Source organism: Sulfitobacter sp. 1A12056 (genome assembly GCF_043558125.1).
In the GTDB taxonomy this organism is placed as follows: domain Bacteria; phylum Pseudomonadota; class Alphaproteobacteria; order Rhodobacterales; family Rhodobacteraceae; genus Sulfitobacter; species Sulfitobacter faviae.
Map to the genome: position 1 here is coordinate 154,942 of NZ_JBIFFY010000004.1, position 24,517 is coordinate 179,458.

Here is a 24,517-nt window from a genome sequence, read left to right on the forward strand (position 1 = left end):
TTAATCGGTGCTTTGCAGCGCGCTTGGGGCCGCTTGCTGGGCGGTCTCTGCCTCGGCCCCGATGCCGAATTCGACGTGGAAGGTCGATCCGACGCCTACTTCGCTTTCGTAAAACAGATCCCCCGCCATCTGCCGCGCCAGTTGGCGGGAGATATGCAGGCCGAGGCCGGAGCCTTGGGTCGATTTCTGCCCGTCGTCGTCAAGCTGCCCGAAGCGGCCAAAGACCTTTTCCTCCATCCCCTCGGGAATGCCGCGCCCATGATCGCGGATCGAGACCCGCACGCGCCCGTTGTTGGTGGTCAGCGTGCCCTCGACCGTGTCGCCCACATTTGAGAATTTCACCGCGTTCGAGATCAGGTTGTCGACGACCTGCCGGATGGCAAAGGCATCGCCCAAGACAACGGCGGGCTGGCCGACACTGCCGATATCCAGCCGCACGCCGCGCTCATGGGCATACATGCGGTTTTCTTCGATGCTTTCGCGGAGCAGGGCGGGCAGGTCGACCGGCAGCCATTCGAGCGAAAGCGCCTGCACCTCAAGCTTTTGCACCAGCAGGATATTATCGACCAACCGCGACAGGCGCACCCCGTTGCGATGGGCAATGTCGAGCGAGGAGCGCAGCGGGCCTTTGATCTCTCCCAGCTTGCCGCTGAGGGCCAAAGCCAAGCCGCCTTTCAATGAGGTCAGCGGCGTGCGCAGCTCATGGCTGACGACTGAGATGAATTCATCTTTGGCGCGGTTCGCCTCATCCGCCTCTTTCAACGCGCGCTCTAGCGCCGTGGTGGTGGCGATCCGGTCGGTGACATCGACGAAAGTAACGCTCCAGCCGATGGCGGGGCCTGCGGGGGCGAGGGGGTTTTCGATGGGCTGAACGCGCGGCTCATAAAGCCGTTCGTTGCAGGAAATATGGGCCGAGGCGTTCTGGGCCGTCTGCGCTTCGATCCCGGCGATCAGATCGTGGCCCAAAGTCGGATCCGCCAAAAGCCGGCTGCGCTTGGCCGCGGCGTTCGAGCGGACAACCTGCCGCCGCGCGTCCAATAGGATGAGCGGTTCGCTCATCGTATCAAACAGGGTCGATTGCCCGACCGAGGGCATGTCCATCGTCTTGTTGGTCACCAAGAGCCACGAGAAGGCGAAAATGCCCAAGGTGAACATGAAGGCGGTCGGATCAAGGCCGACGACAGTAAAACCAAGCAGCGCATAGGCCGCGTTCGCGCCCAATGGGATCAGCGTGATCACCACCAGCATCGTCAGCAGCGGCCAAGCGGCCCGTTTCGCGCGAAAGAACGCCCGGCCCAGCCCGATGAGCGTCGCCATCACGAAGCAATAGAGCACCGCAAGAACGAGGAAATACCCCGGCCCATGTTCAAAGGTGATCTGATCGTCGCCCGGCTGAAGCGCGGTCTCGGCGGTATAGATCAGGTGGTGCCAATCGTTCGTCGCGGCAAGGCCGAAGGCCGCAAGCGGCACGGCAATCAGGGCCAGAAGGCTCACCCACCCGCGCGACCGGCTGGAGGGGCCGACATATTCGAAGATAAAGAAAGACCACGCCACCGGCACCAGCCCATGCCCCAGCCACGCAAGCTGCGCCTGTTGCATCTGGCAGTCGTAGGCGGGCGTTGCCGCTTCGGCCCCGACCATCATCAGGGTCCAGATCATCCCCAAAAAGGTGAGCGCATAGTAAATTTTGCCATGGAACTCTTGGAACTTGAGCGTCCAAAAGGCGACAGCTGCGGCGATCGTGCTGACGGCGAGCACGGTCCAATAGACCGGGTCGAGCATCAGCCCTTGGAAACACGTTAGCATGGCGGAAATACCTATGAACCAAAATGAATGTGCGCAGACCAGCATTAAAATACGGCGCAAGTTTGGCGCTGTAGTGACGTATTATGGCCGGTAAATGCAACCCTTGGATGTGAATCGCTCTTTTTAGTACCGCCATCCCCGTGGTTTGCTCGCTGTGATTCCCCGCCCGGGCCGGGGCGAAAGGGCGCTTAGAACGGGGATCGCGGCGCCCTCAACGGCAGGGGAGGGCGGCGGTCCATCGGTTGGCGTGCCGCCTGCGCCCTTTGGGCCGGACTGGAGTTTCATCAGATGAAATTACCGCCAAAAAGAACGCACTCGAACACTGTTTCGACGCAATCCTTGCGCAACACTTGCCTCATTATCTTGAGGTTTAATAATGCTGACAGTGGCTCATTCTATGCACTCTGACCATGATATGATGCTGGTCTTGCTTGCCGCGCTCTTGTGCGTATTCGGCAGCTGGGTAATCGCAAACCTTTACCGGCATGCGCTCAAACAGAAGCCGCGGCAGGCGTTACTTTGGTATTTCCTGACCGCCGTGACCTCGGGCATCGCCATCTGGTGCACGCATTTCATCGCTATGTTGGCCTATCAGCCTGACGCGCCGGTAAGCTTTGATTTCGGGCTAACCTTCGTGTCGCTGTTGATCGCGATTATCGGCTCTACGGTCGGCATTTTGATCGCGGGGATGTTCCGTCAGAGGGTCACGACCGTGATTGGCGGGGTGATCTTGGGGCTGTCGATCTCGGCCATGCATTACACCGGGATGGTCGCCTATCGGATCGAGGGGGTCATCTTTTGGGACAAGACCTATCTCGTCGCCTCGGTTCTGCTGGCCATGGTGCTATCGACTGTGGCCTTGTTCTTTGGCGCGCAAAACGGGAAATACGCCACGGGCAAGATGACGGGCAGCTTTGCGCTGGCGATCATCGGGCTGCATTTCACCGGCATGGCCGCCTTTCACGTGACGCCGACCTGTTTGACCGGTCATAGCAACCCGGATGAATTCAGATTGCTGGCGATGGTCATCGCGGGGACGGCTGCGATGATCGTAATGGGCGGGCTTTTCACCTATTTCATCGAAAACCGCACCCGGATGGAGAACATCGTCGAGCTGCGCCAAGCGCGGGATGAGGCCCGCGATGCCAGCCGCGCCAAGTCGGAGTTCATGAGCGTTCTGAGCCATGAGCTGAGCACGCCGCTGACCATCATCAACGGCTACGCCAGCTTCCTGACCAACCTCAAAGGCCATACCATGGCCAAGCTGAAACCGAACGAGCCGATCTCAAAGGTGCATTTCGATGAGTTGGGCGACCAGACAGAGCGCTACGGCGGGCGTATCAAATCGGCGGGCGACCATCTGCTGACCATCATCAATGAGCTGCTTGACTATACGAGCATTGAATTGAATTCCGTGAAGCTCAACAGAACCTCTTTTGCGGCGGGCGATTTGCTGGCCGAATTGGCAGAGCAATTTCAGGGGCTGGCCAAGGAAAAACAGGCGATGCTGGAAATCGAATATGATGAATTTGACGTTTTCGCCGACCGGGGGCGCTGCAAACAGATCCTGATCAATCTCTTGGGCAACGCGCTGAAGTTCTCTTCGGCCTCCAGCATTCGCATGCGCGCCAAGCAGGTCGGCGATACATGCCGGCTTGAGGTCGAAGACAATGGTTGCGGGATGCCGGCGGAGGATTTGCAGCGGATTTTCCAAGCCTTCATTCAAGCGGAAACAGCCAACAAAAGCGCCGATGGCGGCACTGGTCTTGGTCTTGCGATTAGCAAAAAGCTCGCCGCCGCGCATGAGGGGGACATCCGGGTAGAGAGCACCGTTGGCATCGGGACGAAGTTCACCGTCGATCTGCCCCTCTGCGCCTCGGAAATCGCGGCAGAGGAAGCGCTTGTGGCCGCGTGATCGGCCCCTTCCCAATTCGGGGCGGGGTCTCTTCCTCTGAATACGCCAATCGAGTAAGCGAATGCGCGCGGTTTTAATTCAATTGGCACGCCTCAGGGTGCTGCGGCTTGAATAGAGGCGCAAAAGCGCCAATCGTAAAAAGACGCGCCATTTATGCGCGTCATTCATTACCTGAGTTCTTAGCTTGCCGAATAATTGAGCGGTCCATCATTTGCTGCGGCGCGTCGCCATATCGCTGCTTAACTTATATCAAGGAGGCTGCGCTTTTCTGTTCAAAGTTAAGGGGATATGGTGGCCAGAGGGATTGAAGGAAGTTTATAGGGAAGAATATGGGTGGTGAAAGATCGGCGAACGGTAGCGTGTCGAGATCTGCAATTTTTGCGGCATCCCCCCATGGGTATCTCGTTCTAGATACCGATTTGAAGATTATCGACGTGAATGACCGGTACCTATTCATCACCGGGTCAAAAGCGGAGGACCTCGTCGGGAAACATCTGTTCGACGCTTTCCCGGATGACCCTTCCGACGCGACGGCAGATGGCACCAATAATCTGGGCAAATCGCTTGAGATCGTCGCCGCCACGGGCAAACAGCACCGCATGGCCGTGCAGAAGTACAATATTCCCATTCGCGACAGCGCCGACGGGGCCTTTGAAGAGAAATATTGGCAACCGTTGAACACGCCCGTGTTCGAAGATGGCAAGCTGATCGCGCTGATCCACCATGTCGAGGATGTCACCTCGGAATTTATCGGTCGCCGTGATCAGGCGATACGGCTCAATCTAGCTAAGCAGGTGTCGGGGATCGGCTATGGCGAGTTGGACCTTCAGACGGGGACCGCGAATATCTCGCAGGAATTGGCCAATCTTTTCGGCTATGCCGATACCGAGGGGACAATCCCCATGGCCAAGCTGTTCCGGCGTATCCATCCAGATGATCTGGCGCATGTGAACCAAAGCTTGGGCGAAACGATGGCCAATGATGCCACGGTGAACGCCGATTATCGGATCGTCTTGCCCAATGGGGAAACCCGGTGGCTGAACACGCGTGGTGAAGTTCTTTTCGAACATGACAAGCCCGCGCGGTTCATCGGTGCCACCCTCGATCTGACCCATTCCAAGAAGCGCGAAGAGATCTTGCAGAAGACCCTGACCGAGCGTGACAAGCTTCTTAAGCAGAAGGAAACACTGCTTGGCGATGTGAACCACCGGATCAAGAACAGCCTGCATCTGGTGTCGAGCATTCTGCGTCTTGAGGCTGCGTCGGTGGACGATGCATCTGTCAAACACAGCCTGCAACAGGCCTCGCTCCGGGTGCATGCGGTAAGCTCGGTCCATGAACTTATCTATAAATCGCATAACGTTACCCATGTGGATGTCGGTGAATACATCCCGCAGCTTGTCGATTTCCTTTCAGCCAGTACCGAAACCGACAGTAAGCAGATCGAGACTGTCGTCGATGCGCCGTCGGTCACCGTGCCGACCGATTTGGCCATCAACCTTGCGCTGCTGATCAATGAGCTTGTGACCAACGCGCATAAACATGCCTTCGTCGCGCGGGAACAGGGCAGGGTTGATGTTCGTTTGCATCAAGAGGGAGACCTTTTGACGTTAACGGTGTCGGACGATGGGATCGGCAACGCGGAGAGTGTAGGTAGGGTCGGTCTCGGTTCGAAGATCGTGGCGGGCATTGTCGGCCAGCTTGGGGCGACGATGGATAAGAGGGCAACAGAGCATGGTTATTGCGTTGAAATTGAGGTTCCCATGCCCGCGGGGTGATGCCCGGTGAATATTCTGATTGTCGAAGACGAATTCTTGATTGCCTTGGACCTTCAGATGCAGCTCGAACAGCTTCAACATTCCGTCTTTGGCCCGGTCAAGGATTTCGCAACCTGCCGAGAGGTGGTGGCGCAGACCCGGCCCGATCTGGCCTTCATGGACCTGCGGCTCGCCAATGGCGATTCCGGTGAAGAGGTGGCGCAGTGGCTGCTGGCGGAACACAACATCCGCTGCGTCTTCATGAGCGGCAATCTGGACGATCTCACCCAGCAGCGGCTAAGCGCGCTTGAGCCTGTCGCCATGCTTGGCAAACCGACCTTTCCGCATCTGATCGCCGCGGCGATCGAGGATTTTTCGCACGCCTAGGTGTAGAGGGTCTAGGCGTAGAGGAAAGTGGCGCTCCCTGAAGGATTCGAACCCTCGGCCTGCCGATTAGAAGTCGGCTGCTCTATCCAGCTGAGCTAAGGGAGCACTCGGCCGCTTATAGGGGCAAGCCTCGCCCTGCATCAAGAGGAACCCGACGCGGGCCGGGTGGGTTGAGCCGTCATCGGACATATAACCCAAAGGAGGAAGCCATGTATCTGCGCAATATCCTACTCGGGACCGCTTTGGCCACAACAGGCGCCGTGGCGGCGCAGGCCGAAAGCCATATGCAAACGGCGGCGACGGCTCAGGTCGCGGGCAATTCGAACGATATTTCAGGCAATGTTTCGCTGAACACGACCGCATCGGGCCGCACCTTGGTCAAGATCGACGTGACCGGCGTGCCTGCGGGTACCCACGGCGTGCACCTGCATGAGACCGGTGATTGTTCGGCCGAGGATTTCAAATCCGCCGGTGGTCATATCGCGGGGGACCGCAAGCACGGTGTGCTCGTCGAAGGTGGGCCGCATCCCGGTGATATGCCCAATATGGTCGTCGGTGAAGATGGGGTGCTGGAAGCCGAAGTCTTTCTCGACCTGCTCGATATCGAGACCATGATCAAAGATGAGGACGGTGCGGCCTTCATCATTCACAGCGGCGCAGACGATTACGAATCGCAGCCATCGGGCGACGCGGGTTCGCGTATTGCTTGTGGTGTGTTTGAGGCGTCGTAATTTGATGTGAATTTTTGGCACCTTCGTCCCAGGTTATCGGGGCGGGGGTGTCGATTCGATCTGTAAGGGTGCTTGAGGTGTCGAGGGACCATCGCTCTTGCGAGGCATAGTTGGAAACAAGGAAGATTAATGGTGCTGCTGGAGAGAATTGAACTCTCGCACTCAGACTGATGCGTAGCGTCGGGCGTAAGTCGAGAGACCAGCACGAGTGCTAGACGTGACATATCCGGCCATAAGGAAGGTTAATGGTGCTGCTGGAGAGAATTGAACTCTCGACCTCTCCCTTACCAAGGGAGTGCTCTACCTCTGAGCTACAGCAGCGCCGTGGGCGGGTGATTAGCCGCAATCGAAAGGGGGCGCAACCCCTGATCTGGACCCTTCTTGCCCCCTGCGCTAGATAGGCGGCATGGCAAAGCAAAACGCCCCGGAAAAGAACGCGAAAACACCCTCTGCGCGGGAGGCGCGGCTGAAGGCTGCGCTTAAGGCAAATATGGCGCGGCGCAAGGCGCAGGCGCGCGCGCGTGCCGAGGATGTGGCGCAGGATACAGGCAATGGCCCCGAGGGGCCGGAAAAGGACAGCTGAACGATGGATTCCATTCTGGTCAGGGGCGGCGGTGCGCTCAACGGGCAAATTCCCATCGCGGGTGCTAAAAACGCCTGTCTGGCGCTGATGCCCGCCACATTGCTGAGCGAAGAGCCGCTGACGCTGACCAATGCGCCGCGTCTGAGCGATATTCGCACGATGACGCAGCTTTTGCAGTCTCTCGGCGCCGAAGTGGCCGCGATGCAAGACGGTAAGGTCATCACCATGGCAAGCCATGGGGAGATCAATACACGGGCCGAATATGACATCGTGCGCAAGATGCGCGCGTCGAATCTGGTCTTGGGGCCGCTTTTGGCGCGCGAAGGCCATGCCGAAGTCTCGCTCCCCGGCGGCTGCGCGATTGGTGCGCGCCCGATGGACATTCACACCGACGGTCTGGCCAAGATGGGGGCGGAGATCGACCTGCGGGACGGCTATCTTCATGCCAAGGCTGCGGGCGGTAAACTGAAGGGGGCGGTGATCGACTTCCCCTTTGCCTCTGTCGGGGCGACCGAGAATATCTTGATGGCCGCGACCCTTGCCAAGGGCACCACCGTCATCAACAACGCCGCGCGCGAGCCTGAGATCGTCGATCTGGCGGATTGTCTGCGGGCCATGGGCGCGCAGATCGAAGGCGACGGCACCTCCAGCATCACCATTCAGGGCGTCGACAGCCTGCATGGCGCCACCCATAAGGTCGTGACCGACCGGATCGAGCTTGGCACCTATATGCTGGCCCCCGCCTTCTGCGGCGGTGAGGTTGAGCTTCTGGGCGGGCGAATCGACCTGCTGGAGGCGTTTTGCGAAAAGCTCGACGCTGCGGGTATCGACGTGAGTGAGACTGAAGCGGGCCTCAAGGTCGCACGGCGCAAAGGGCGGATTTCGGCAGTGGATGTCACCACAGAGCCGTTCCCCGGCTTTCCGACCGATCTTCAGGCGCAGATGATGGCGCTGCTCTGCACCGCCGAAGGCACCTCGGTTCTGGAAGAAAAGATTTTTGAGAATCGCTTCATGCACGCGCCGGAGCTGATACGCATGGGTGCGCGGATTGATGTGCAGGGTGGTACGGCCAAGGTCACCGGTGTCGAAAAGCTCAAAGGGGCGCCGGTTATGGCGACCGATCTGCGGGCGTCGATTTCCCTCATCCTCGCCGGGTTGGCCGCCACTGGAGAGACCACGGTCAGCCGGGTCTACCACCTTGATCGCGGCTATGAGCATGTGGTCTCCAAACTGCGCGGCGTTGGGGCGGATATCGAAAGGATCAGCGACAAATGACCGAAGATGCACGTTTCGAAGATGGCCGCGAAGCGCCGCTGAACCTCGGTGCTCTGGATGCCGATGATCTGACGGTGATCGCCTCGCTGACCCAAGACGCGGTCTTTCCCGCCTCCGAAATGCGCTGGCACCGCGCGGGCGCGCGCTTTGCGCTGCTGCTGAACCGTTTGCGGCATGAGGATACGGGGGCGGCGCGTCATGCGCCCGAGCGGGTGCAATCGGTGCTGATGTTCAACAACGTTCAACGTGTCGCCAGCCAAGGTGTGCCGCAGGGCGATGCCGATACGATTCTGTCGCTGCTGGATATCGCGTTTGAAGAGGGCGACGCGCCCTCGGGCCATGTGACGCTGACATTGGCCGGAGATGGCGCGATCCGGCTAGAGGTCGAAGCGCTTGAGGTGACGCTCAAGGACGTGACCCGCCCCTATGTCGCCCCGTCCAAGAAACGGCCCGTTCACCCTGAGTGACGCCGCCGCATGGCGGGCAAGGATCGCAAGATGCCTGAACTGAAACAGAATAGATTTACCCGGGGCCGGATCACCGCGCTGCTGACCGAGGTGTCCGGTTGGGCGCTGATCCTCTTGGGCTGCGTCTTGGGCGCGGCGCAACTCATCGCGTCGCTCTCTGTCGCGACCCTGGTCGTGCCGCTTGCGCTGGTCTCGGGCGGCCTCTCCGCCATTTTGGTGGCGCAGGTGGCGCGCGCGATCTTCGACAATGCGCAAGACACCCGCGCCATGCGACTGGCGCAGCGCTCCGCCCCCGCTGCCACCTCTAAAACCGCGGGCCTGCGGGCCGAGCCGAGCCTGCGCCGCCCGCAGGCGTCTTAACATTTTTGGGCCAGCCCTGCGCGGCGGCCCCTCTACGAAAGCTTGAACCCATGCCTGTCACGCTCGATGCCTCCGCTGCCGATTTCGAAGCGGCTTTTGACAAACTGCTGAACGCCAAACGCGAGGACAGCCCCGATGTCGATGCCGTGGTGGCCGAGATCATCGCCGATGTGCGCGCCCGTGGCGATGCCGCCGTGATCGACCTGTCGCAGAAATTCGACCGCGTGACCCTGACCGCCGAGACCCTGCGCATCAGCGCGGAAGAGGTCGACGCCGCCGTGGCCGAAGTCTCCCCCGAAGACCGCAAGGCGCTGGAACTCGCCGCCGACCGCATCCGCGCCTATCACGCCCGGCAATTGCCAGAGGATGCGGAGTGGACCGACCCTGATGGCGCGACCTTGGGCTGGCGCTGGACGCCGGTTTCCGCCGCGGGCCTCTATGTACCTGGCGGGTTGGCGAGCTACCCGTCTTCGGTGTTGATGAACGCGGTCCCGGCCAAAGTGGCGGGGGTGGCGCGACTGGCGATGGTTGTGCCGACGCCCGATGGCGTGCTGAACCCGCTTGTACTGCTGGCCGCCCGCATCGCCGGGGTGGATGAGATTTACCGCATCGGCGGCGCGCAGGCCGTGGCGGCGCTGGCCTATGGCACCGAAACGATCCCCCCGGTGGACAAGATCACCGGCCCCGGCAACGCTTTCGTCGCCGCCGCTAAACGCCGCGTTTTCGGTAAGGTCGGCATCGATATGATCGCGGGGCCATCCGAGATCCTCGTCATCGCCGATGGAGAGAATGATCCCGATTTCATCGCCCTTGATCTGCTCAGTCAAGCCGAACATGACGAGAGCGCGCAGAGCATCCTGATCACCACCGACCCTGCCTTTGCCCACGCTGTGGAAAAGGCGGTTGAGAAACGTCTGCTCACCCTCGAACGCCGCGCCATCGCAGGTGCAAGCTGGCGCGACAATGGGGCGATCATCACCGTGCCGGACCTCGATGCCGCCGCCGCCCTCAGCAACCGCATCGCGCCGGAGCACCTTGAGCTTTGCGTGGCGGACCCGAAGGCGCTGTCGGACAAGATCACCCATGCCGGGGCGATTTTCCTTGGCCAATGGACGCCCGAGGCGATTGGCGATTACGTCGGTGGGCCAAACCACGTTCTGCCCACGGCGCGCTCGGCGCGTTTCTCCTCTGGCCTGTCGGTGCTGGATTTCATGAAGCGGACGACGCTGGCGCAGATGTCGCTCGAGGCGCTCAAGGCCATCGGCCCCGCGGCAGAGCGACTGGCCCAGTCCGAGAGCCTTGAGGCGCACGGCCTGTCGGTCACCGCGCGTCTGCGCAAACTCAACGACTAGGGCAGGGGGCAGCGCTGCCCCCGCCTGCGCGCTCTCGGCCCTGCCGATGCTTCTGACGTATCGTCAAATGCGCTGGCGAGGCGCAATCGCGGGCGCGCGTGCTCTCGCGCATTGCCCCCTCCCCACCGCTGCGCTATCCACGAAAGGGTATCGCCAGCAAAAAGGATGCGCCGATGACCCGCATCACCCATATCGCGCTTGATGACGCGAACATGCCGCCCCCCACGCCCGAGATCGATCAGGAGCGTAAGGTGGCCATGTTCGATCTGCTGGAAGAGAACAGTTTCATCCTGCCCGAACGCGAAAAGGGGCCGGTGCCCGAAGGGCCTTACCATCTGTCGCTCTCCATCCGCGACAAACGGCTGGTCTTTGACGTGCAGACCGAGGCGGCTGAAAAGGCAGCGGAATTCCACCTCTCCCTCGGCCCCTTCCGGCAGGTGGTGAAAGATTACTTCCAAATCTGCGAAAGCTATTTCGAAGCGGTCAAGAAACTGCCCCCCAGCCAGATCGAGACGATCGACATGGCCCGGCGCGGCATCCACAACGAAGGCTCCCGCGTGCTGCAAGAGCGGCTCTCGGGCAAGGCCGAGATCGACACCGACACCGCGCGGCGGCTATTTACCCTGATCTGCGTTCTGCATTTCGGCGGATAAATGACGCAGGTGCTGCCTCAATCCGTTCTCTTCTGCTGCGATCATAACGCCGTCCGCTCCCCCATGGCCGAGGGGTTGATGAAGAAGTTCTACGGCACCGGCACCTATGTCCAATCCGTCGGCGTCAAGAACGATATGGAGATCGACGGTTTCTCCATCGCTGTATGCAAAGAGTTGGATGTGGAGCTCGACCGCCACCGCAGCCGCAGTTTCGATGAGATGGAGGAATGGGGCGACGACCTCGGTTCATTCGATCTTGTCATCGCGCTTAGCCCTGCCAGCCAGCGCCGGGCGCTGGAACTGACGCGGTTCTATCATCTCGACGTGGAATATTGGCCGATCCTTGACCCCACGGGGCTGGGCGAGGGGCGCGAGGCCAAGCTCACGCAGTTTCGCGCCGCCCGCGATCAAATCGTCGGACGGCTGATTGACCGCTTTGGCCCGCCGCTCAGCGAAAGCTGAGCGTTCAGGTGTTGGAACAGGCCGCCGCGGCGCTTTGGCCAAAGGCTTTCCATGTGCTCCAGAAGGCGTTGTCGCTTTTGTTGTCGGATTGGCGCATTTCTTGCAAACGGTGCGGGTCGCGGAAAATCTTGGCACCTTGGCGCTGGTCCGAGCGCGACAGCGTCTGATCCGCCACCGCCTGCACACAGCCGCAGCGCGCATGGCTCGAGCCGCGGCGCCCATCGGCCAGACATGCCTTTTGGATCGGCCCTGTGGCGAAAAGAACCGGTGTGGGGGAGAAACGTCCTACGGCGGCATCGCTGGAATAACGTGATCCGCCACAACCCGCCAAGATGGCGAGCGCCATCAAACTTGCAACTGTCCGCATTGATTTGCCCTATTGTTCTGGACCATGGGGTTTTCCCCTTGTCGGCCCGATCTGCTCTGCCCGTCACTATGCCGCAAAACGGGGCTTCGCGCAATTCTCCTTTGGGGGGCTGCGCCCTTCGAACCGCGATAAAGCGCCGTGACGTGCGGGCAGGGGGCGTGGGCGCGTTCATGGCCAATTGACGCAGGCGCGGCTCTGCGCCATATCCCCTTGCATGACACCGCTTGAAAACATCCGCAATTTCTCCATCGTGGCGCATATCGACCACGGCAAATCCACGCTGGCCGACCGGTTGATCCAACTCACCGGCACGGTCGCCGAACGCGACATGCAAAGCCAGCTTCTGGACAACATGGATATCGAGCGGGAGCGGGGCATCACCATCAAGGCCAACACCGTCCGCATCGAATACCCGGCGAAAGACGGCAAGACCTATGTGCTGAACCTGATCGACACGCCCGGACACGTCGATTTTGCCTATGAGGTCGCGCGCTCCATGCATGCGGTCGAAGGCTCGCTTCTGGTCGTCGACGCCACCCAGGGCGTCGAGGCGCAGACGCTGGCCAACGTCTATACCGCCATCGATGCGGATCATGAGATCGTGCCGGTGCTGAACAAGGTCGACCTGCCCGCCTCTGACCCCGACCGCGTACGCGAACAGATCGAGGATGTGATCGGCATCGATGCCTCCGATGCCTGCCTGATCTCTGCCAAGACCGGCGTCGGCATTCCCGACGTGCTGGAAGCGATCGTCAACAAACTGCCCGCGCCCAAGGGCGGCGACCCCGACGCGCCGCTGAAAGCGATGCTGGTGGACAGTAAATATGACCAATACCTCGGCGTCATCTGTATCGTCCGTATTATCGACGGCACCCTGAAAAAGGGCGACCGCATTCGCATGATTAAGACCGGCGGCACCTATGACGTGGACGATGTGGGCGTATACCGGCCCAAGATGACCGGCGTCGAGAGCCTCGGCCCCGGCGAGATCGGCTATCTCAACGCGTCTATCAAACAGGTGCGTGACACCCGCGTCGGCGACACGATCACCCATGAGAAGCGCAAATGCGAAACCGCGCTGCCGGGCTTCAAACCCTCGGTGCCGGTGGTCTTCTGTGGCCTCTTCCCGGTCGACGCCAACGATTTCGAGGACATGCGCGAGGCGATCGAGAAACTCGCCCTGAACGACGCCTCCTTCACTTACGAGATGGAGACTTCCGCCGCGCTTGGCTTCGGCTTCCGCTGCGGCTTCCTTGGCCTTTTGCACCTCGAGGTGATCCGCGACCGGCTCGAGCGCGAGTATGACATCGACCTCATCACCACCGCGCCTTCGGTGATCTACCACGTCCACATGAAGGACGGGGAGATGCAAGAGCTGCACAACCCCGCCGACATGCCCGACATGACGCTGGTCGATCACATGGAGGAGCCGCGGATCAAGGCGACGATCCTCGTCCCCGACGACTACCTTGGCGACGTGCTGAAGCTTTGCCAGGACCGCCGCGGGATTCAGGAAGACCTGACCTATGCCGGCTCGCGGGCGATGGTGGTTTACGATCTGCCGCTGAACGAAGTGGTGTTCGATTTCTACGACCGGCTGAAGTCCGTGACCAAGGGCTACGCCAGCTTCGACTACCAGATGATCGGCTACCGTCAGGACAATCTGGTCAAGATGCAGATCCTCGTGAACGACGAGCCGGTGGATGCGCTTTCGACCATGGTGCACCGCGACCGCGCCGAGATGCGCGGCCGGGCGATGGTGGAAAAGCTCAAAGACCTGATCCCGCGCCACATGTTTAAGATCCCGATCCAGGCGGCCATCGGCGGCAAAGTGATTGCGCGCGAGACGCTCTCGGCGATGCGCAAGGACGTGACGGCGAAGTGTTACGGCGGCGACGCCACTCGGAAGAAGAAGCTGCTGGAGAAGCAGAAGGCCGGTAAGAAGAAGATGCGCCAGTTCGGGAAGGTCGATATCCCGCAGGAGGCGTTTATTTCCGCGCTGAAAATGGACAGCTAAAAGCTGGCCATTTTCAGTGCGCGCGGGAGGCAGCGTATTGCGAAGCAATGCGCGTTCCCGCTCGGTTGTGTTTGGGTGACCGTCGGTCCGGGGCCTAGGCCCGGGAAAGGCTCTTAGAGAGCGATTGAAGCTCTAAAAACAGTGCATTTTGCCTAAACAAGAGATGCAGGCCCTTTAGCTGTCATTTTTCAGCGAACTTTAGGGGGCCAGAATTGGCAGCCAGTTATCTCCGTTGCGATTTGATCAACAAATTGATCAGCTGAATTCTCGATGAATTCTGTTAGCAACCAGTTCGCTTGTCCGGCGAGATGCCTATCGAAACCGGCAGGATCATATCTAGACAACTCGCTTAAGCGATGCATAGCAGCAAACATTAGGATTAATGTATGCCTATGTCCGACAGAATTCGTCGCGTAGGTGCGCTTCAGATACCAGAGGTCATGGTTGCCGCTGATATGCACAACGGCTCTTCGTGTTGTAGAATGGTAGCGCTTCAACCGTTCAATTGCGCGTCTCTTTGTGGGGGCTTTCGCTTTGCCAGAGTACCAACGAAACGGCTTTTTGCGCCTAACCATTTTGACGTCACCCTCATCATAGCACTCAAACGAACTTGGAATGCTTGTTAGGGAACGTAGATCGGAAAACCGAGGAAGTACTTCCGCCTCGAAGTATGCCTCAGACGATTTTGGTTTTACAACGTATCTTGCTTTCTCCAGCGGAATAAAAAGCTCTTTCGATGAGCGAAAGGTGAGCCTGAAAGACCTATGAATGAATGGGATATTCCAGAGAATATCCTTCAAGTTATAACTGGCCTTCTCTTCATACTCGCCAAAGTGCCGACACAAGCCTGGCAAGATGCCACCTGACTTAAAGTTGACTTGTTCGTTCGCCAGCATGTTCTTTGCATCCTCAGGGCGATCGCCATGTATGCCATGAGAATCGCTTGCGGCGACGCCTTTCGTTACCAAAAGTGCTTTCGTCGCATTGAGATAGCAATAGTAGAGAGTCAGCGGTGCGGCTTCGGGGCCAAGGTTCAGCGATGCATCGGCAAAACGTCTCGCTTGCCGCCAATAGGCGAGAGCTTCAATTTTGTTGTCTCGCTTCAACCAAAGCTCGACATACTGCCAAGGATTGCTTGAGAGAACGTGCTCACTTTCAAAATCTGGTGATAGGACGCCCTTATGCATCCAGATACGGCGATTTTTGATTTTTAATTGTTTCTTCCCATTCGCAATTTTAAACTGCATGAGTTCTGACAGTTCAATAGTAAGTTGCAGGCTGGCGAGCTGACCCAGCGGATCAGGCGTGGCGTCCCCTTAAGAACGCAATGCACCTCTAACCAATGTACACCGCCCCCACCATATGCGACCTTCCGCCCCAAACACCCCCGCCACAGGACCCCCACCCATGACCACCCCCTGCATCCTCTGCGTCGCCATCACCGGCTCCGTCCCCACCAAAGCCGCCAACCCCGCCGTGCCGATCTCGATCGCTGAGCAGGTCGAGTCGACTCATGCGGCCTTTGAGGCCGGAGCCTCGATCTGCCACGCCCATGTGCGCAACGACGATGAAACTCCGTCCTCCGATCCCGAAAAATTCGCGCGACTGATGGAAGGCGTGCAAAAACATTGCCCGGGCATGATCATCCAGTTCTCCACCGGCGGGCGCTCGGGCGCGGGGCGGGAGCGGGGCGGGATGCTGCCGCTGCGGCCCGACATGGCGTCGCTCTCGGTCGGGTCCAACAACTTCCCGACGCGGGTTTACGAGAACCCGCCGGAATTGGTCGATTGGCTGGCCTCGGAGATGAAAACCCATGAGATCAAGCCCGAGATCGAAGCCTTCGATCTCAGCCACATCCACAAGGCCGCCGAGATGAACCGTGACGGGCGCATCCCCGGCCAGCTCTATGTGCAATTCGTCATGGGCGTGAAAAACGCCATGCCGGTGGACCGTGAGACCTTTGATTTCTACATCCAGACGCTCAACCGCTTGGCGCCCGAAGCGCAGTGGTGTGCCGCCGGGATCGGGCCGAACCAGATCGTGCTGAACGAATGGGCCATCGCGGCGGGTGGGCATACGCGGGCCGGGCTGGAGGACAACGTGCGGCTGGACCGCGAGACGCTGGCGCCCTCCAACGCGGCGCTGATCCAGCGCGCGGCGGAACTCTGCGCGAAATATGAGCGCCCCGTTGCCACGGCTGCACAAGCGCGTGAGATTCTCGGCCTGCGCCCCTCATAGGCTTGCCGCGAAACGGGTGCCGCGTTGAAATGCGGGGCGGGGCCGCTATGTCCCGTTCCAGCAACCAACAGGAGCCTGAAATGTCCCATACCCGCCGCCATTTCCTTGCCACCTCCGCCGCCGCAGCTGGCGTCGTGACGCTGCTGCCTTTCGCCGCCCGCGCCGCCACGCAGAACGGTGATACATTCGACACCGACGCAGGGCCGATCACCGTGCACCCCGTCGATCACGCCTCGATCGTGTTGGAGACGCCAAAGGGCGTGATCTATGTCGATCCGGTGGGCGAGCCCGCGCAATACAGCGATTTCCCGGCGGCGGATCTGATCCTCATCACCCATGAGCATGGCGATCACTACAATGCCGATACGCTTGCCGCGCTGGCGGGCGATGACGTGCAGATCATCACCAACCCCGCCGTTTTCGACATGCTGCCCGAAGCGCTTGCCGCCAAGGCCAGCAAAATTGCCAATGGCGAGAATACCGAGTTCAATGGCCTGCCGATCAACGCGATCCCGGCCTATAACACCACCGAAGAGCGCAAGAAGTTCCACCCCGAAGGGCGCGACAACGGCTATATCCTCGGCTTCGACGGCTTCCGCGTCTATATTTCGGGCGATACCGAAGACACGCCCGAGATGCGCGGGCTGACCGATATCTCGCTGGCTTTCGTTTGCATGAACCTGCCCTTCACCATGGATTCCAACGCCGCCGCCTCGGCGGTGGCCGAGTTCAAGCCCGCTTACGTCTACCCCTATCACTTCCGGGGCAAAGACGGCGGCACCCAAGACCCGCAAGAGTTCGCCAAACGCGTCGGCACCGATGTCGAGGTCAAATTCGGCGACTGGTATTGAAATTCAGCGGCCATGTCCTGAGCGGGCGTGGCCGCCTTTTCTACGGGCCGTTCGATCCGAGCAGCCGATTCCGGGGTCTGGTGGGGCTGTTCCACGCCTGCACCATCCTTCGGGAAATTTTCCCTTAACAAATTCAATAGCCTAACCGCTCTCCCTGCCGATGGTCGAAGTTTCGCTTGATCGCCTTCGGTCCGCGGACTAGCGTGACCTGCGACAAATGCGAAACAACAGTTCGCATTGCGAAACAAGTCTCTGGGAGGAGCCGACATGACAATTTTCAAACACCTGAGCTGCGCCGCAGCTCTGGCGCTGGCTGGTGGCGCGGTAAGCGCTGAGACCGTGTTGATTCATGGGGAAGCCGGGCCGAACCGCGGTGCGCGCGCGCAGGCGTTGCAGTGGTTCGCCGATCAGGTCGCCGAACGGTCCGACGGCGATATGCGCCTCGACATCCAGTGGGGCGGGGCGCTGTTCAAAGCCAATGCCGCCGTGCAATCGCTGGCCGATGGCGTGGCCGACACCGGCTCGGTCATCGCGGTTTACTACCCGCAGGAGATGGCGGGCTACGGTATCGCCGACCTGCCGGTGAACAACCCCGACGCTTGGGTCGGCATGCGCGCCACCGATGAGCTGATGCGCAGCAACGAAGCCATTCAAGAAGACCTCGCCGACAAGAACCTCGTCTACATCGGCACTTGGACCACCTCTCAGGTGAACATCGGCTGCAAGGGCGGCGCGATCAAATCCGTCGACGATATCTCGGGCAAGAAGGTCCGCGGCGTCGGCGCCTATGGCAAGGTCTTCGGCGAGCAGGGCGCGAACATGGTCAACATGTCGATCTATGACGCCTACCAAGGGCTCGACACCGGTCTGATCGACTGCTCGCAGGGCTACAGCTATGCCGTCGCGGCGCTGAAACAGGCCGAGGTGATGGACAGCTATACGATCCTCGATTGGGGTCAGGTCGGCGGTCTTGGCATCTTTATGAACAAGGACATGCACGACAGCCTGACGGAAGAGCAGCAGGCCACGCTGGCCGAGGTTGGCGCGGACATGGCCGACGAATTCGGTCGCCTGATCACCACCGCCAACGAAAAGGCCATCGCCTCCATGAAAGAGCAGGGCGTCGAGGTCATCACTCTGCCTGAAGAGGACCGCGCGAAACTGGTCAAAGCCGGTGAGAAGTTCCTTGACGAATGGGTGCAAACGGCAAGCTCCGCCGGTCTGCCCGGTGAGGAACTGCTGGAAGAGTATAAGGCGCTGATCGCCAAATACACCGAAGAGCGTGACGCCAACGGCTACCCATGGGACGCCGCCGGTAACTGATCGCTGACACTGGGGAGGGGCAGCATATGTTGGTAAATCTGGAGAAAATCCTGTTGGGTCTGGGCGCTTTGGCCGTGATTGCCTTGGGGGTGTTGATCACCTCCAACGTGATCGCCCGCGCGCTCTTTGCCAGTCAGGTGCCCGATAGCGTGACCATGGTGCGAGAGCTCATGGTTGCCGCCATCCTGCTGCCCCTCGCCGCCGCGACCGCTGCCCGTGCGCATGTCTCGGTCGCCTTCGTGACCGACCGTTTCCCCGAACGCGCACGCTCGGTGCTGATCGTGGCAGGCTCTGCCATCGGGATGCTGGCGCTGGCGCCGCTGATCTATTCCGGCGGGCGCGAATTCCTCTCCGTGGTGGAGAAGGGCAGTTTTTTCTACGGCGACCTGAACCTGCCGAAATGGCCGGGACGGTTGTTGTTCCTGATCGGGATGATCGCCACTTTCTTGCGGCTGGCCGAGCTGACATGGCGCGACGGGCGCACCGTGCTTGCGGGCGGCGTCGTCTCGGATGAGCAACATCACGCGGCTGACCTTATGGTTGAAGAGGACTTGCGCTAATGGATGCTTCGACCATCGGAATGATCGCCTTTGCCGCGGTACTGATCATGTTGGCCCTGCGGGTGCCGATCGCCTTCACGCTGGCCTCGGTCGCGACCGTCGCCACCTTCTTTATCTTCGCCTTCCGCACCGGGACTTTCATGCCCGAACGCGCGATCAAGGCGACCACCTCGATGGTGTTCTCGAACTCCTTCGACCTTATCCATTCCTACGATCTGTCGATGATCCCACTCTTCGTGGCGCTTGGACATATCGCTTATCGCGCGGATATCACGACGAAAATCTACCATGCGGCCAAGGTCTGGCTGACCAAGCTGCCGGGCGGGGTCGCCATGGCCTCCGTCATGGGCTGCGGCGGGTTTTCCGCGATCACCGGCTCGTCCATCGCCTGCGCCTCGACCATGGGCAAGATCTGCACGCCCGAGATGCTGCGCATGGGCTATGACCCGCGCCTCGCCACCGCCTCGGTCGCGGCGGGTGGCACGCTGGGCTCGCTCATTCCGCCATCGGTGCTGTTCATCATCTACGGCATCTTCACCGAGACCTCGATCTCCTCGCTCTTTCTCGCCGGTGTTCTGCCGGGGCTGCTGACGCTGATGGGCTTCGTGCTGGTCATCGCCGTCTGGGTCTGGCGCGATCCATCGGTCGCCCCCTCGACCGACCAGCGCTACAGCGCCGGGGAGCGTTGGACCGCAGCGCTCGAAAGCTGGCCCGCGCTGCTGCTCTTCGTGCTCATCATCGGCGGCATCTACGGCGGCATCTTCACCGCGACCGAGGCCGCCGCCGTCTGCGTCGTCTCGGCCACATTGATCGGTTTCGTGCAGAAGAAGCTTGACTGGGCCGGTCTTTGGGCTGCGGTGAAAGAGACCTGCGTGCAGACCTCCGCTATCTTCCTCATCGCCGCCTCGGCCAAGATCTTCGTGGCCTTCGTCGCGCTGACTGGCGTCGCTGGCACCATCGTGGGCTTCGTCTCTGACGCGCAGATGTCGCTGGTGGTCCTGATGCTCTGCATCGCGCTGATCTACCTGCTTTTGGGCATGTTCCTTGATCCCATCGGCATCATGGTGCTGACCCTGCCGCTGATGATCCCGCTGGTCGAAAGCTATGACCTGAACCTCATCTGGTTCGGCGTCGTGGTCATCAAGCTGCTGGAGATCGGCCTGATCACCCCGCCGGTGGGTCTGAACGTCTTCGTCATCGCCAACGTGGTGGGCCGCGAAGCGCCGATCGACAAAATCTTTGCCGGGATCACGCGCTTTCTCAGCGTCGATGTGATCGTGCTGATCCTGATCATGTCCTTCCCGATGATCTCGCTCCTGATCCCGATGGCGGCGCGATGAATCAGGCGGCTTCCGATACCGTCACGGACCGCAAGTTCGCCAATACGCTGGCGCGGGGGTTGGGCATTCTGCGGGCCTTTCGCGCAAGCGATAGCGGGCTGAGCCATGCCCAGATCGCCGAGCGGACGGGGCTGCCGAAACCCACCGTGTCGCGGTTGACCTATACGCTGTGCGAGTTGGGGTATCTGGCGCATGGCGGGCGCAACGACAAGTTTCGGCTTGGGCCTGCGGCGATAGCGCTCGGCTCCGTCGCCTCTGTCGCGGTGAGTTTCGTGGATATGGCGTCGGATGCGATGCAGGAACTGGCGGATGAGACCCGCACGCTGGCGCTGATCGCCGTGCGCGATGGCGACCGGATGATGCTGGTACGCACTTGGCGGCCGCGCACGGCCTCGACGATCTGGCTGGAGCCGGGGCACCGCATTCCGGTCTATGGCTCCTCCTCGGGTCTGGCCACGCTGGCCAGCCTTGACGAAGACCGTTTCGAAGCGCTGGAACCCGACGACCGGCTGCGCGATTTCCGCCGTGAGGGCTATGAGCAACTGCTGGCACAGGGCTTCGTGCTGGCCCCGCCCGACACCCGCTATGCCCGCAATGTAAACGCGGTCAGCGTGCCCTATTACGCCGGTGAGTTCGGAGAGCCGGTGTCCTTTAGCTGCGGCGCGCTGCCGGCGGACTTGCCCGACGACCGCATTCTGTCACAAGTGGGGCCAGCCCTGCGCGACGTGGTCAGCGGCATCGAACAACGCACCGGACGGGCACCCGCCCTGTCACGGCGCGGATAGAAAAGGAGTTATTAAAATGACCGACAAGATCGCCTATTCCCGCCATGACGACATCGTCGTGCTGCGCATCGAAAACCCGCCCGTCAACGCGCTGAGCCAAGCCGTGCGGCAGGGTCTTGCCGATGGCATGGACCGTGCCGAGGCCGAAGACGGCGTGCGCGCAGTGATGATCGTGGGCGAGGGGCGCGCCTTCATCGCCGGGGCAGACATTACCGAGTTCGGCAAACCACCGATGGAGCCGCATCTGCCTAATCTCTGCAACCGCATCGAAGCCTCGCCGCTGCTGGTCGTGGCTTCCATGCACGGCGTGAGCCTCGGGGGCGGTCTCGAGGTGGCGCTATCGGCGCATTACCGCATCGCCCAGCCTTCGGCGCGTGTCGGTTTGCCCGAAGTGCATCTTGGCCTCATCCCCGGGGCAGGTGGTACGCAACGTCTGCCGCGTCTGATCGGCGTGGAACCTGCGCTCGACGCCATCACCACGGGCCGCCACATCAAGGCACCGCAGGCGCTGGAGATGGGCATCGTCGACCGCGTGGAGGAGGGCGATCCGCAGGAGGTTGGCCTCGCCTACGTCCGCGAATTGCTCGACAGCGGTGCCGAGCGCCGTCCGATCTGCGAGATGCCCGCGCCTGCGCCCATCGACTGGGATGCCGCCTATGAGGCGACGCTGAAGAAAGGCCGCGGCCAGATTTCCCCCGCCGAGGCGGTGCGCGCCGTTCAGGCAGGTGTCGAAAAACCCTTCGAGGAGGGCATGAAGGCCGAGCGTCGCATCTTCTCGGAACTGATGAACACCGACCAGCGGCAGGGCATGATCCACGCCTTTTTCTCCGAGCGGGCCGTGAGCAACCTGCCCGAACTCAAGGGCGTCGAGCCGCGCGAGCTGAAAGCCATCGGCGTCATCGGCGGCGGCACCATGGGGGCGGGCATCGCCACCGCGGCGCTGCTGTCGGGCTTCTCGGTCGTGCTGATCGAGATGAAGGAAGAGGCCGCCAAGGCCGCGCATGAGCGTATCTCTGGCAACCTCGCCGGCGCGCTGAAGCGCGGCAAGATCGATCAGGCGAAGTTCGACCAGCTGACCGGCACGGCGCTGACCGTCTCCACCGAATACGACAGCCTGCGGGATGTCGATCTGGTGGTCGAAGCGGTCTTTGAGGATATGGACGTGAAAAAGGACGTCTTCGGCAAGCTCGACGCGGTATGCAAGCCCGGCTGCGTGCTGGCCTCCAACACCTCCTATCTCGACGTGAACGAGATCGCCGCCTCCACCAAACGCCCCGAGGACGTGATCGGGCTGCACTTCTTCTCGCCCGCACATGTGATGAAACTGCTCGAGGTGGTCGTCGCCGACAAGACCGCGAAAGACGTGGTCGCCACCGGCTTCGCGCTTGGCAAGGCACTGGGCAAGGTTAGCGTCCGCGCGGGTGTCTGCGACGGTTTCATCGGCAACCGCATCCTCGCCACTTACCGCACCGCGGCGGACCATATGGTGTTGGACGGCGCCAGCCCCTACAAAATCGACGCGGCGCTGGAGAAATTCGGCTTCGCCATGGGCCCCTTCGCCGTGGCCGACCTCGCCGGTCTCGACATCGGCTGGGCCACGCGCAAGCGCAAGGCCGCGACACGCCACCCCGAGGAGCGCGTGCCGACCTATATCGACCGGCTTTGCGAACAGGGCCACTTCGGCCAGAAGACCGGCGAGGGTTACTACATCTACGAGAAGGGCAAGCGCGGCGGCACGCCGAACCCGGAAGTCACCCGCCTGATCGAGGAAGAGCAGAAGGAGCGCGGCATCACCCCGCGCGACTTCACCGATGCCGAGATCGTGCGCCGCTACATGTGCGCCATGGTCAACGAGGCCGCCAAGGTGCTGGAAGAGGGCATCGCCAAACGCCCGCTCGACGTGGATATGACGCTGCTCTTCGGCTACGGTTTCCCGCGCTACTGGGGCGGCCCGATGAAATGGGCCGACATTCAAGGACTGCCCAACGTGCTCTCGGCGATCGAAGGTTTCGCCGAACAGGACCCGTGGTTCTGGAAACCCGCGCCGCTGCTGGCCGAACTGGTCAAAACCAACCGAAACTTTGATGATCTGAACAAGGAAGCTGCCAAATGAAACAGGCCGTTATCGTCTCCGCCGCCCGCACCGGGTTGGCCAAATCCTTCCGCGGGTCATTCAACATGACCCACGGTGCCACCATGGGCGGCCATGTGGTCGCCGAGGCCGTGAAACGGTCGGGCGTTGAGCCTTCGACCATCGAGGACGTGATGATCGGCTGCGGCTACCCCGAAGGGGCCACCGGCTCGAACATCGCGCGTCAGATCGCCCTGCGCGCGGGCCTGCCGGTCACCGCCTCGGGCGTGACCGTGAACCGCTTCTGCTCATCCGGCTTGCAGACCGTCGCCATGGCCGCCAATGCCATCTGCATGGAGGGCGCAGGCCCGATGGTCGCGGGCGGGGTCGAGAGCATTTCGCTCATCCAGCCGCATGTGAAATCGGTCAAGGAGCCTTGGCTGGAAGAGCACAAGCCCGAGGTCTACATGGCGATGATCGACACCGCCGACATCGTGGCCAAACGCTACAACATCAGCCGCGAGGATCAGGACGCCTACGGTCTGCGCAGCCAGCAGCTCATCGCCAAGGCGCAGGAGGCCGGTCTCTTCGACGACGAGATCGTGCCGATGCAGACCACCATGGGCGTGCAGGACAAGGAAACCAAGGAGATCTCCACCCGCGAGGTCACCGTGGACCGCGATGAATGCAACCGCCCCAATACCACGATGGAGGGGCTTGCGGGCCTCACGCCGGTGCGCGGCGAGGGGGCCTTCATCACCGCCGGTAACGCCAGCCAGTTGTCGGACGGTGCCGCAGCACTGGTGCTGATGGACAGCAAGCAAGCCGAGCAGCAGGGCCTTCAGGCCATGGGCGCCTTCCGCGGCTTCGCCGTCGCGGGCTGCGAGCCCGATGAGATGGGCATCGGCCCGGTCTTCGCCGTGCCGCGCCTGCTGGAGCGTCATGGGCTGACCGTCGATGACATCGACATCTGGGAGCTGAACGAAGCCTTTGCCAGTCAGGCACTCTATTGCCGCGACCGTTTGGGCATCGACCCCGATAAGTGCAACGTGAACGGCGGCTCGATCGCCATCGGCCATCCCTTCGGCATGACCGGGGCGCGGATGACCGGCCACATCCTGCGCGAAGGCCACCGCCGCGGCGCGAAACTGGGCGTCGTGACGATGTGCATCGGCGGCGGCATGGGGGCGGCTGGCCTCTTCGAAATCTACTAAAGG

At 61.1% G+C, this 24,517-nt stretch carries 23 protein-coding genes and 2 tRNA genes; 20 read left to right on the plus strand and 5 right to left on the minus strand.

The window, feature by feature from the left end; genetic code table 11:
* A complete protein-coding gene (locus tag ACGYLD_RS10470) occupies positions 1-1,806 on the minus strand; it encodes a histidine kinase N-terminal 7TM domain-containing protein (RefSeq protein ID WP_271692245.1) in 1,806 nt (601 codons plus the stop codon).
* 397 nt (positions 1,807-2,203) lie between these two features.
* On the opposite strand from ACGYLD_RS10470, the gene ACGYLD_RS10475 reads away from it, so the two are divergent.
* The 3 genes from ACGYLD_RS10475 (at position 2,204) to ACGYLD_RS10485 (ending at position 5,865) form a co-directional block, all read left to right on the plus strand.
* On the plus strand, positions 2,204-3,721 hold the full coding sequence (locus ACGYLD_RS10475; RefSeq protein WP_394402477.1) for an MHYT domain-containing protein: 1,518 nt from the start codon (positions 2,204-2,206) through the stop codon (positions 3,719-3,721).
* A 329-nt stretch (positions 3,722-4,050) separates the two neighbouring features.
* Positions 4,051-5,499 carry a histidine kinase dimerization/phosphoacceptor domain -containing protein gene (locus ACGYLD_RS10480; protein ID WP_394402480.1) on the plus strand — a complete coding sequence of 483 codons (1,449 nt, stop codon included), beginning with the start codon at positions 4,051-4,053 and terminating at the stop codon, positions 5,497-5,499.
* A gap of 6 nt (positions 5,500-5,505) precedes the next feature.
* Positions 5,506-5,865 (plus strand): response regulator, encoded by a 360-nt coding sequence (locus tag ACGYLD_RS10485; protein WP_394402483.1) that lies wholly within the window; start codon positions 5,506-5,508, stop codon positions 5,863-5,865.
* 28 nt (positions 5,866-5,893) lie between these two features.
* Here the strand turns inward: ACGYLD_RS10485 and ACGYLD_RS10490 are convergent.
* Positions 5,894-5,970: transfer RNA gene (locus ACGYLD_RS10490), tRNA-Arg, on the minus strand.
* A gap of 104 nt (positions 5,971-6,074) precedes the next feature.
* On the opposite strand from ACGYLD_RS10490, the gene ACGYLD_RS10495 reads away from it, so the two are divergent.
* Positions 6,075-6,596: a superoxide dismutase family protein gene (locus ACGYLD_RS10495; RefSeq protein WP_394402485.1), complete on the plus strand. Its 522-nt coding sequence runs from the start codon at positions 6,075-6,077 to the stop codon at positions 6,594-6,596.
* Between the two features lie 246 nt (positions 6,597-6,842).
* Here ACGYLD_RS10495 and ACGYLD_RS10500 read toward each other — a convergent pair.
* Positions 6,843-6,917, minus strand: a tRNA-Thr gene (locus ACGYLD_RS10500).
* A gap of 85 nt (positions 6,918-7,002) precedes the next feature.
* Here ACGYLD_RS10500 and ACGYLD_RS10505 point away from each other — a divergent pair.
* The 7 genes from ACGYLD_RS10505 to ACGYLD_RS10535 all read left to right on the plus strand — a co-directional run bounded on the left by ACGYLD_RS10505 (position 7,003) and on the right by ACGYLD_RS10535 (position 11,748).
* Positions 7,003-7,179 (plus strand): hypothetical protein, encoded by a 177-nt coding sequence (locus tag ACGYLD_RS10505; protein ID WP_168612795.1) that lies wholly within the window; start codon positions 7,003-7,005, stop codon positions 7,177-7,179.
* A 3-nt stretch (positions 7,180-7,182) separates the two neighbouring features.
* Positions 7,183-8,454 carry a UDP-N-acetylglucosamine 1-carboxyvinyltransferase gene (gene murA / locus ACGYLD_RS10510; RefSeq protein ID WP_394402487.1) on the plus strand — a complete coding sequence of 424 codons (1,272 nt, stop codon included), beginning with the start codon at positions 7,183-7,185 and terminating at the stop codon, positions 8,452-8,454.
* Positions 8,451-8,921 carry a DUF2948 family protein gene (locus tag ACGYLD_RS10515; protein WP_168612797.1) on the plus strand — a complete coding sequence of 157 codons (471 nt, stop codon included), beginning with the start codon at positions 8,451-8,453 and terminating at the stop codon, positions 8,919-8,921. The genes murA and ACGYLD_RS10515 overlap by 4 nt, the downstream gene beginning before the upstream one ends.
* 30 nt (positions 8,922-8,951) lie before the next feature.
* A complete protein-coding gene (locus tag ACGYLD_RS10520; RefSeq protein ID WP_168612798.1) occupies positions 8,952-9,281 on the plus strand; it encodes a hypothetical protein in 330 nt (109 codons plus the stop codon).
* A gap of 50 nt (positions 9,282-9,331) precedes the next feature.
* Entirely contained in the window at positions 9,332-10,633 is a 1,302-nt protein-coding gene (gene hisD / locus ACGYLD_RS10525; protein WP_394402489.1) for a histidinol dehydrogenase, read from the plus strand.
* 149 nt (positions 10,634-10,782) lie between these two features.
* Positions 10,783-11,286 carry a UPF0262 family protein gene (locus ACGYLD_RS10530; RefSeq protein WP_269451601.1) on the plus strand — a complete coding sequence of 168 codons (504 nt, stop codon included), beginning with the start codon at positions 10,783-10,785 and terminating at the stop codon, positions 11,284-11,286.
* The gene (locus ACGYLD_RS10535; RefSeq protein WP_271692233.1) at positions 11,287-11,748 is read left to right on the plus strand and encodes a low molecular weight phosphatase family protein; all 462 of its coding nucleotides are present in this window, start codon (positions 11,287-11,289) and stop codon (positions 11,746-11,748) included.
* A 4-nt stretch (positions 11,749-11,752) separates the two neighbouring features.
* On the opposite strand, the gene ACGYLD_RS10540 is transcribed toward ACGYLD_RS10535, so the two are convergent.
* Positions 11,753-12,094 carry a hypothetical protein gene (locus ACGYLD_RS10540; protein WP_271692232.1) on the minus strand — a complete coding sequence of 114 codons (342 nt, stop codon included), beginning with the start codon at positions 12,092-12,094 and terminating at the stop codon, positions 11,753-11,755.
* Between the two features lie 235 nt (positions 12,095-12,329).
* Between ACGYLD_RS10540 and lepA the strand changes: the two genes are divergently transcribed.
* Entirely contained in the window at positions 12,330-14,132 is a 1,803-nt protein-coding gene (gene lepA / locus ACGYLD_RS10545) for a translation elongation factor 4 (RefSeq protein WP_271692230.1), read from the plus strand.
* A gap of 188 nt (positions 14,133-14,320) precedes the next feature.
* On the opposite strand, the gene ACGYLD_RS10550 is transcribed toward lepA, so the two are convergent.
* Positions 14,321-15,379: a YaaC family protein gene (locus tag ACGYLD_RS10550; RefSeq protein WP_394402492.1), complete on the minus strand. Its 1,059-nt coding sequence runs from the start codon at positions 15,377-15,379 to the stop codon at positions 14,321-14,323.
* 160 nt (positions 15,380-15,539) lie between these two features.
* Between ACGYLD_RS10550 and ACGYLD_RS10555 the strand changes: the two genes are divergently transcribed.
* From ACGYLD_RS10555 to ACGYLD_RS10590, 8 genes are all read left to right on the plus strand, one after another.
* Positions 15,540-16,370, plus strand: coding sequence for a 3-keto-5-aminohexanoate cleavage protein (locus tag ACGYLD_RS10555; RefSeq protein ID WP_271692226.1), 831 nt, complete (start codon positions 15,540-15,542; stop codon positions 16,368-16,370).
* Between the two features lie 80 nt (positions 16,371-16,450).
* Positions 16,451-17,221, plus strand: coding sequence for an MBL fold metallo-hydrolase (locus ACGYLD_RS10560; RefSeq protein WP_271692225.1), 771 nt, complete (start codon positions 16,451-16,453; stop codon positions 17,219-17,221).
* Positions 17,222-17,488: 267 nt separating this feature from the next.
* Complete coding sequence (locus ACGYLD_RS10565) at positions 17,489-18,544, plus strand: C4-dicarboxylate TRAP transporter substrate-binding protein (protein ID WP_271692223.1); 1,056 nt, start codon at positions 17,489-17,491, stop codon at positions 18,542-18,544.
* A 26-nt stretch (positions 18,545-18,570) separates the two neighbouring features.
* Positions 18,571-19,104: a TRAP transporter small permease gene (locus tag ACGYLD_RS10570; RefSeq protein ID WP_067267049.1), complete on the plus strand. Its 534-nt coding sequence runs from the start codon at positions 18,571-18,573 to the stop codon at positions 19,102-19,104.
* Complete coding sequence (locus tag ACGYLD_RS10575; protein WP_394402494.1) at positions 19,104-20,444, plus strand: TRAP transporter large permease; 1,341 nt, start codon at positions 19,104-19,106, stop codon at positions 20,442-20,444. Before ACGYLD_RS10570 ends, ACGYLD_RS10575 begins: the two co-directional genes overlap by 1 nt.
* On the plus strand, positions 20,441-21,229 hold the full coding sequence (locus tag ACGYLD_RS10580) for an IclR family transcriptional regulator (RefSeq protein ID WP_271689045.1): 789 nt from the start codon (positions 20,441-20,443) through the stop codon (positions 21,227-21,229). Before ACGYLD_RS10575 ends, ACGYLD_RS10580 begins: the two co-directional genes overlap by 4 nt.
* Before the next feature lie 16 nt (positions 21,230-21,245).
* On the plus strand, positions 21,246-23,342 hold the full coding sequence (locus ACGYLD_RS10585) for a 3-hydroxyacyl-CoA dehydrogenase NAD-binding domain-containing protein (RefSeq protein WP_271692221.1): 2,097 nt from the start codon (positions 21,246-21,248) through the stop codon (positions 23,340-23,342).
* Positions 23,339-24,514, plus strand: a complete 1,176-nt coding sequence (locus ACGYLD_RS10590; protein ID WP_271692220.1) for an acetyl-CoA C-acyltransferase — start codon at positions 23,339-23,341, stop codon at positions 24,512-24,514. The genes ACGYLD_RS10585 and ACGYLD_RS10590 overlap by 4 nt, the downstream gene beginning before the upstream one ends.
* The last annotated feature ends 3 nt before the right edge of the window (positions 24,515-24,517 follow it).